We start from the raw sequence: 7,629 nt of genomic DNA on the forward strand, positions 1-7,629 counted from the left end.
CAACACCAATGACCTCTCTCGACACTCTGAGCACCGGCTCCTCCCCAGGGGCCCCCACCGCATCCCCCGACCTTCCCAGCACCACCGCGCCCGAGGGCGCCGGCGCGCAGGTCCTGACCCGCACAGGGTGGACCACCGCCGGCCTCGCCGCCGTCAGCCTCCTGGCCGGGGCCAGCCTCGGCTGGCAGGAGGCCTGGGCCGGTGCCGCCACGCTCATCGCCTGCCTGCTCACAGCCCTAGGCTGGGTCCTCCACCGGGGCGGCCACACCGTCACCCACGGCCTCATCGCCCCGCGCATCGCCGTCGGCGATCACGCCCTCGTGCAAGTCACCGCCTCCAACGAGGGCACCCGCGTCCTCCTGCCCACCCGCATGGAGATGCCCATGGGCGAGGGCCTCGCCGAGATCAACGTGCCCCTCCTCCACACCGGCCAGTCCCACGACGAGGGCTTCGCCCTGCCCACGGAGCGCCGCGGCGTCCTGTCCATCGGCCCCGTCCTCCAGGTGGTCGGCGATCCCCTGGGACTGGCCCGGCGCACGCGCGCCATGAGCACGGCACAGACGGTCCACGTCCACCCCCGCACGGTGCGCATCGGCCAGGCCATCCACGGAGTCATGCGCGACATCGAGGGCGCCGTCACCCAGGACCTGTCAATGTCCGACGCCTCCTTCCACGCGCTTCGCCCCTACGTGCCCGGCGACGACCGCCGCCACGTCCACTGGAAGTCCAGCGCCCGCACGGGCACCCTCATGGTCCGCCAGTTCGAGGCCACCCAGCGCGCCAGCCTCCTGACCCTGCTGTCCGTACGCGAGGACGACTACCCTGACCCGGACGACTTCGAGACGGCGGTATCCGCCGCCTGCTCGCTGGCGCTGAGCTCGATGATGGAGAGCCGCGAAGTGGCCCTGCTCACCCAACGAGACACCCTGCCCACCACGGGCCCCACACGATTGCTCGATGCGTCCTGCGATCTAGAGCTTACAGGCGCCGATGAGCTCGACGCCCTCGTCAACCACGGCACCGGGCTCCACCCCGGCGCCTCCATCGTCGCGCTCATCACCGGCAAGGGATGCTCCGAGGACTCCCTGGCCAGGGCGCGTCTGCGCATCCCCGCCGGCATGAGCTCGATCATCATCTCCTGTGGCGCCGCCGAGCCCAGCATCTCCATGCTCGCCGCCACCCCCGTGCTCAACCTTGACACGGTCGACAGCCTCCCCCAGCTCCTGAGGAGGGCCCTATGACCCCCCTGACGCTCCGTCGCACGGCGGGCTCCCCCAAGCCCGCCGGCAAGGCGCGCCCCCAGCGGGGGCGCCTGGCCGCGATTCCCTACCTCCTCCTCATCGCCCTGCTCGTGGCGGGGACGGCCCCGATCTACTCGCCCTTCGCCGGGCCCAGCGGCGTCATCGCCGCTGCCGAGGGCATCGTCATCGGCGCGCTCGTCGCCCTGGCCGCGGCCCGCCTGCGCCTGGGTCCCCTGCTCACCCTCGCCCTGGGCGCCGTCGCCCATGCCGGCCTGGGCCCCCTGCTCCTGCGCGACGTCGGCTCGGGCATGACCGCCGTGCGGGCCGTCCTGGCCGGCACGATCACCGTCTGGAAGGACTCCCTCACCCTGCCACTGCCGCTGAGCGGCTACGCGGGGATGTCCGTCCTGCCATGGCTCGCGGGGCTGGTCATCGCCACGCTGTCCTGCCGCCTGCTGCTGGCCGGCTGGGCCCGCACCGCCGGGCTCGCCGCCCTGGCGCTGCCCACCGTCCTCATCGCCTGGGGCGGGCGCAACGCCCCCGCCGCCCGTCTCATCGGGCCCGCGCTCGTCATCCTCCTGCTCCTCACGTGGGCCGCCGCCGCCCAGGGCCAGAGGGCCAGCCGCCTCGTGGCCGGCACCGCCGAGTCCCAGCAGGCGCGCCGGCTGGTCACCCTGCGCCGCCTGGTGGGCGCCACCGTCATCCTGTCCATCGGGACCGGCATCGGGCTGGCGCTGCCCGCCGCCTCCGGCGAACGCCACATCCTGCGCGAGGTCTTCGAGCCCCCACTGGACCTGCGTGAGTACGCCACCCCCCTGGGGCTGATCCGCACCATGGAGACCGATCAGGCCTCCACCCGGCTTCTCAACGTCGAGGGCCTGCCCGACGGCGCCCGCATCGCCGTCGCCACCCTCGACTCCTACGACGGCCTGGCCGCCCGCATCAGCGGCGGCACGGGCTCCAATTCTGGCTTCCGCCCGCTGGGCACCGGCGCCACCCTGGCACCCGCCGCCTCCAAGCCCGCCACCGTCCGGATGACCATGGAGGGCTACGCCCTGCCCTGGGTCCCCACCGTTCCCACCACCTCGTCCATCGAGGTCAGCGGGTCCCGCGCGCACCTGCTGCGCGAGACCCTCTTCCGCGACGGCGCCTCCCCCACCCTCATCACGACCGCGGGCCTGGCCAGCGGCGACACCGTCACCGCGCGCACGAGCCCGCAGGATGTGCCCACCGCGGATGCGCTCACCGGCGACACCGTGGTGCCCACCCAGCTCGGCACCGTGGAGAACGTGCCCCCGGGGATCGCCTCGATGGCCGCCCGGATCGTCGGCGACCAGTCCGACCCGGTCGTGCAGATCGTGGCGCTCCAGAACGCGCTGCGCGCGGGGGCGTACTCCAACGGCACCAACTACTCCTCTCCCCCCGGGCACGGCGCCGCCCGTCTGGCCTCGATGATCAGCCACGAACAGCTCATCGGCGACGACGAGCAGTACGCCGTGCTCATGATGCTCCTGTGCCGCTCCCTGGGGATCCCAGCCCGCGTCGTCATGGGATTCCGCCCCGCCACCGACGGTGACGCCTCGAACGTGACCGGCGAGGATGTCTACGCCTGGGTGGAGATCCCCTTCATGGATCACGGCTGGACGCCCATTGACGTCACCCCCGACCGCGATCAGGTCCCCGAGCAGCTCGCCGCGCACGACACCATCAACCCGCAGCCCCAGGCCCTCCAGCCGCCGCTGCCCCTGCCCAAGCCGGAAGACCTGCCGCCGTCCTACGACGACCCCGATCAGGACCTCAACCAGCCCGAGCCCGTGGCGGACTCCACCCCCCGCCTGGCGCTCGTCATCGCCGGGTCCATCCTGGCGGTCCTGGCGCCCTTCCTCATCATCCTGGGGCTCAAGGCCCTGCGGCGCAGACGCAGACGCAGCCGCCAGGGGACCGACGGGGCACTGGGCGCCTGGGACGAACTGCTCGACCTGGCCCGCGACCTGCGAGCGCCCATGAAGCCGGGCGCAACCCGCCACGAAACGGCCCACGGCCTCGACAAGCGATTCCCCTCCGCGGGTCTCATTCCCGTCGCAAATGGCGTGGATGAGGCGGTTTTCGGCGCTGACGAGCCAGCCTCCGATACCCTGAGCTCGCTGTGGTCCTCCGCGGACACCGCGGCGAATCAGATGAGGTCCTCCCTCTCCCTGCCGGGGCGCCTGCGCGGCCGCCTGTCGCCGCGCTCCCTGGCCTCCCACCGCCACACCGCAGCGAGCAACCGAGCCAGAAGGAATCGCCCCTCATGACCACCGAGCCCCAGGAGCCGGCCGCCATGCCAGAGCGCGGCGGCCGCCACATGGGCCCGCCGGGCGCCGCCCGCCATGTCCTGCCCGATCTACCGATCAGCCAGGGCGCGGCAGGCCCGGCCGGATCGGGCGGTCCCGATCTGCCCTCATCCAGCCCACTGAGCGCCAGCGCCCCATCCGACGCCGCCCGAGCGAGTCGGCAGGTCCGCCGCCGCCCGGTGCAGACCTTTAAGACGGTCCGGCCCATCCGCGTCGTCGACATGACCGATCCCTCCGCGGACGCGGCCGCGGCCCTCCCCGCCCTGCACGACCTGGGCAGCGCGGCTCCCGCCCCCTCAGCGACCTCCAGCCCCACGGGCATCATCCAGGAGGTGCCCCAGCCCAGCCCGGTCATCGAGGATGTCCCCTGGACCGGATCGGGCTCCTCCGGGGCCTCTGCGGGGTCCGGGACCTCTGCGCCGTCGGCGGCGTCGGCCTCCTCGGCCCGCGCCGCCTCGGCGCCCCGGCGCGGCCGGTCCTCCTTCTCCGCGGTCTCGGCAGCGGTGGCCGCGGTGCTCTCAGCGCGCTCGGCGGGCTCCGCCGGGACCTCCGGTTCGGCGGCCTCCGCCGGCACGCCCCGCTCGGCGGGCTCCGCCGGCACCACCGGTTCGGCGGCCTCCGCCGCGTCCGGCCTGTCGGCGCCCTCAGCGGTGAGCGCGGCCTCGGCGCCGGCGGCCCCAACCCGGCGCGCGCGCCGCAAGGGCCGTCACGCGGCTGAGGCCGAGGCCGTGACCCGCCCCGTGCCCCTCGCCTCCCTCGGCATCCCCGACGACGCCTTCTCCTCCGTGCGCTCGCCGGCAACCCCCGCCTCCCCGCGCTCCCTGACCGGTTCGCCTCTCTCCCCCGCGCCGACGGCGACGCCGTCGCCCTCCGAGCCCCCGATCATCACCTCCACGCCACTGGACTCCCCCGAGTCCGGACGCCGCGCCGCGGTGCCGATCGAGGACTGGTCCGAGGGCAGCGACGCCACCGTCCACGCTCTCACCGGATCGATGGCGCGCAGCCTGTCCGCGGAGGCCACCCCAACGCATCTGCGGCTCGTGCCGCTCACCGGCGGGCAGGCGATCGCGCTGAACGACATCGCGCTGGTGGGGCGGGCCCCCGAGAACATCTCGCGCTACAACGCGGCTGAGGCGATCCGCCTCGCGGACTCCTCGCGGACAGTGTCCAAGACCCACGCCTGCATCGTGCCCATGGCCAACGGCGCCTGGATCTCGGACCTGCACTCCACCAACGGCACGCGGGTCATCATGGATGGCGTGCTCACGCGCCTCCTGCCCGACGTCCCCGTGCCCGTGCTGCCCGGCACGACGATCTACTTCGGCTCGATCGGCTTCGTCCTGGAGTCCTGACCCCCGCCCCTCCCCTCCCCTCCCCAACGCCGAGACCGGTCGAAAATAGGAGCGAGACCGGTTCGCGGACCGGTCTCGCTCCTATTTTCGACCGGTCTCGCTGAAATGCGGCTCAGGGGGTCGGGGCGTTGACGCAGGCGTGGACGGGGTCCGACACCTGGCGGTCATCGCGCACGGCCACGACCTCAATGCAGGTCTGGCCCGCGGGCAGCACGGCGGAGGTGTCAGCCGTCCTCTCCCAGGTGGGGACCGTCCCCCGCCACTGGCGGTACTGGTACTCCCCCGCCCAGTCGGCCGCGGGCGCCGACCATGTGAAGCGGGCGGTCCCATCCTCTGCGAGCTCGCCGACGAGGCCCTGCGGCCCGGGAGCCGTCTCCTTCAACGGAGCCGCCTGGCCAGCCTGGATGGTCGCGAAACTACCCGGAGGCCTCTCCTCGCCGGGACCGCTCCACACGATGTAGCCGCCCACGACAGCCACCGCGATCGCGGCCGCACCGATGACGGTGGGGGCGACACGGGGCCTCCTGGGCGCCTCCTCCTCAGTCTCCTCGACACCGGCCTCCTCCTCCGGAGCAGCGGGGGCTGCCTGGGAGGGGGTCTCCACGCGGGAGAAGACGGCGATGCGGGTTCCGGAATCGTCGTCGTCGCCGGCGTCCTCGGGCCCATCGAGGGAGTCCTGGAGGAGGTCGATGGTGGTGGGCGGGAGGTTGAGGGAGGACTCGATCTCCTGCAGGGCCCGCCCCAGGGCCAGGGCGCTGGGGTAGCGCTGCATGGGACTCTTGTCCATGGCGACCTCGAGGACCCTCTTGAGGGCCTCCGGGGCGTCGGGGCGCTGGAGGGGCGGGACGGGGTCGGAGATGATCCTCCGGGAGAGCTGGAAGATGTCGTCCTTCTGACCGGCCGTGCCGAAGGGGCTGCGCCCGGAGAGGAGGGAGTAGAAGGTGGCCGCCAGAGAGTAGACGTCGGCCGACGGGTGCGGGTTGGCGGCGTCGATAAGCTGCTCAGGCGGCGCCCAGGGAACGGAGAGCCCCCGAGTGGCCTGGTTGACGTCTCCTGCCACGGAGGAGATGCCGAAGTCAGCCAGGACGGGACGGCGGTACGCGGTCAGCAGGATGTTCGCGGGCTTGATGTCGCGGTGGATGATGCCGGCCCGGTGGGCCGTCTCGACGGCGCCCGAGATCTGGATGATGGTGCGCAGGGCGTCGGCGATGCTCAGGGGCCTACGGCGCGCCACGGTCCACAACTGGGGCGGCGGGCAATACTCCATGACGATGTAGGCGAACCCCTCCTCGGTGACACCCGCGCCGAAGAGCGACAGGATCGCCGGATGGCTGGAGACGCGGGCCATAAGCTCGGCCTCGGACTGGAAGAGGTCCGAGGAGGGACCGCGCATGACCTTGACCGCGATCTCACGGCGGGGCACCTGCTGCTCGTAGAGGTGAACGGTGGAGTAGCCGCCCGAGCCGAGGACGCGCAGGTGCTTGAGCCCGGGGATGAGCGGGGGTGAGTCGATCTGGGCGGCCATCAGGCGGCCTCGAAGCGCGCGGTGACTCCCTCACCGAGCTCGAGCACGTCGCCACTGCGCAGAATGGTGGTCTCCACACGCGACAGGTGGACCGGGGCGGAGCCCTCCCGCAGCAGGACGGTGCCGTTGGTGTTGGACAGGTCGCGGGCGAGGACCGACCACTCGTCGATGTCGATGAGGAGGTGGTTGCGGGAGATCTGCCGGTCCGGACTAGACACCTTGATGCACGTGGGGAAGCCGGCGTCGAAGGTTGCCACGCGGTCGGCCGAGGGGCGCCGCCCCAGCACGATGGGCCCGCCGAGTGACAGGACGCGACCGTCGGACAGGATGAGGCTGCCGAGCACGGGTCGCGGCGCGAGCCTGACGGGCCCCTCCAGGGGAGCCTCGCAGACGCGGCAGGCCACGAGGTGGGTGGGGTTGGGATGCGAGTTCGCGCAGAAGGCGGACAGGACGCGCGCGCCGTGGGAGGGGACGAGGCCGCTGCGGTCGGGCGTGGGGAGCTCGGCCAGCTCGGAGCGCGCCGAGCGGATCTCCTCAAGGAGATCGCCCGGGAGTTCCGCCACGGTGGAGCCGTCGTGATCCCCGCGTCGGAGGGGGGCGGGACTGGTCAGGGAGGACTCTCCGGTGGACTCGGGGCCGACGGCGAAGCTCGGGGCCACCGCGATGCCCGGGCCGGTCTGGGCGGGCAGGTCCGCGGAGAAGGCCGCGGGGGCGGAGGGCGCGCCGGGGGCCGAGAAGGCCGCAGGGGCGGAGGCGGCGATCGGGGCGGAGGGCGCGGCGGGCCCCGAAGCCGCTGATGCCGGGAGGAGGGGCGCGGAGCCCGCGGACGGGGCGGGCACGGAGCCTGCCGTCACCGCCGGCCCGGAGGCGGTCCAGCCCTCGGCCTCGGCAGGAGTCGAGCCCTGATTCATGCCGGCGAGGATCGCGGCGGGGTCGAAGGGGACGGCCAGGGTGGACTCGACGGCGGGCTCGGGCAGGGTCTCGGGGACGCCGTCGGCGCTGGGGGCTGCCTGCTGGTCGATGCCGGCGAGGATCGCGGCGGGGTCGAAGGGGACCGCGAGGGTGGACTCGACGGCGGGCTCGGGCAGGGTCTCGGGGACGCCGTCGGCGCTGGGGGCTGCCTGCTGGTCGATGCCGGCGAGGATCGCGGCGGGGTCGAAGGGGACCGCGAGGGTGGA

General features: G+C 73.4%; 5 protein-coding genes. 3 read left to right on the top strand and 2 right to left on the bottom strand.

Annotation, left to right across the window (positions count from 1 at the left end; all coding sequences use genetic code 11):
* Nucleotides 1–8: 8 nt before the first annotated feature.
* The 3 genes from GVV75_RS01320 to GVV75_RS01330 are packed head-to-tail and all read left to right on the top strand — an operon-like array spanning nt 9 to nt 4,926.
* Nucleotides 9–1,241 carry a DUF58 domain-containing protein gene (locus GVV75_RS01320; RefSeq protein WP_159626660.1) on the top strand — a complete coding sequence of 411 codons (1,233 nt, stop codon included), beginning with the start codon at nt 9–11 and terminating at the stop codon, nt 1,239–1,241.
* Nucleotides 1,238–3,535, top strand: coding sequence for a transglutaminase-like domain-containing protein (locus GVV75_RS01325; protein WP_159813136.1), 2,298 nt, complete (start codon nt 1,238–1,240; stop codon nt 3,533–3,535). Before GVV75_RS01320 ends, GVV75_RS01325 begins: the two co-directional genes overlap by 4 nt.
* Nucleotides 3,532–4,926, top strand: coding sequence for an FHA domain-containing protein (locus tag GVV75_RS01330; protein WP_159813143.1), 1,395 nt, complete (start codon nt 3,532–3,534; stop codon nt 4,924–4,926). The genes GVV75_RS01325 and GVV75_RS01330 overlap by 4 nt, the downstream gene beginning before the upstream one ends.
* 112 nt (nt 4,927–5,038) lie before the next feature.
* On the opposite strand, the gene GVV75_RS01335 is transcribed toward GVV75_RS01330, so the two are convergent.
* Both GVV75_RS01335 and GVV75_RS01340 read right to left on the bottom strand, forming a co-directional pair.
* Nucleotides 5,039–6,451 carry a serine/threonine-protein kinase gene (locus tag GVV75_RS01335; RefSeq protein ID WP_159626666.1) on the bottom strand — a complete coding sequence of 471 codons (1,413 nt, stop codon included), beginning with the start codon at nt 6,449–6,451 and terminating at the stop codon, nt 5,039–5,041.
* A partial coding sequence (locus tag GVV75_RS01340) for an FHA domain-containing protein (RefSeq protein ID WP_159813145.1) occupies nt 6,451–7,629 on the bottom strand: 1,179 nt, incomplete at its 5' end. The genes GVV75_RS01335 and GVV75_RS01340, both read right to left, overlap by 1 nt.

Source organism: Actinomyces sp. zg328, assembly GCF_009829635.1.
In the GTDB taxonomy this organism is placed as follows: Bacteria; Actinomycetota; Actinomycetes; order Actinomycetales; family Actinomycetaceae; genus Actinomyces; species Actinomyces marmotae.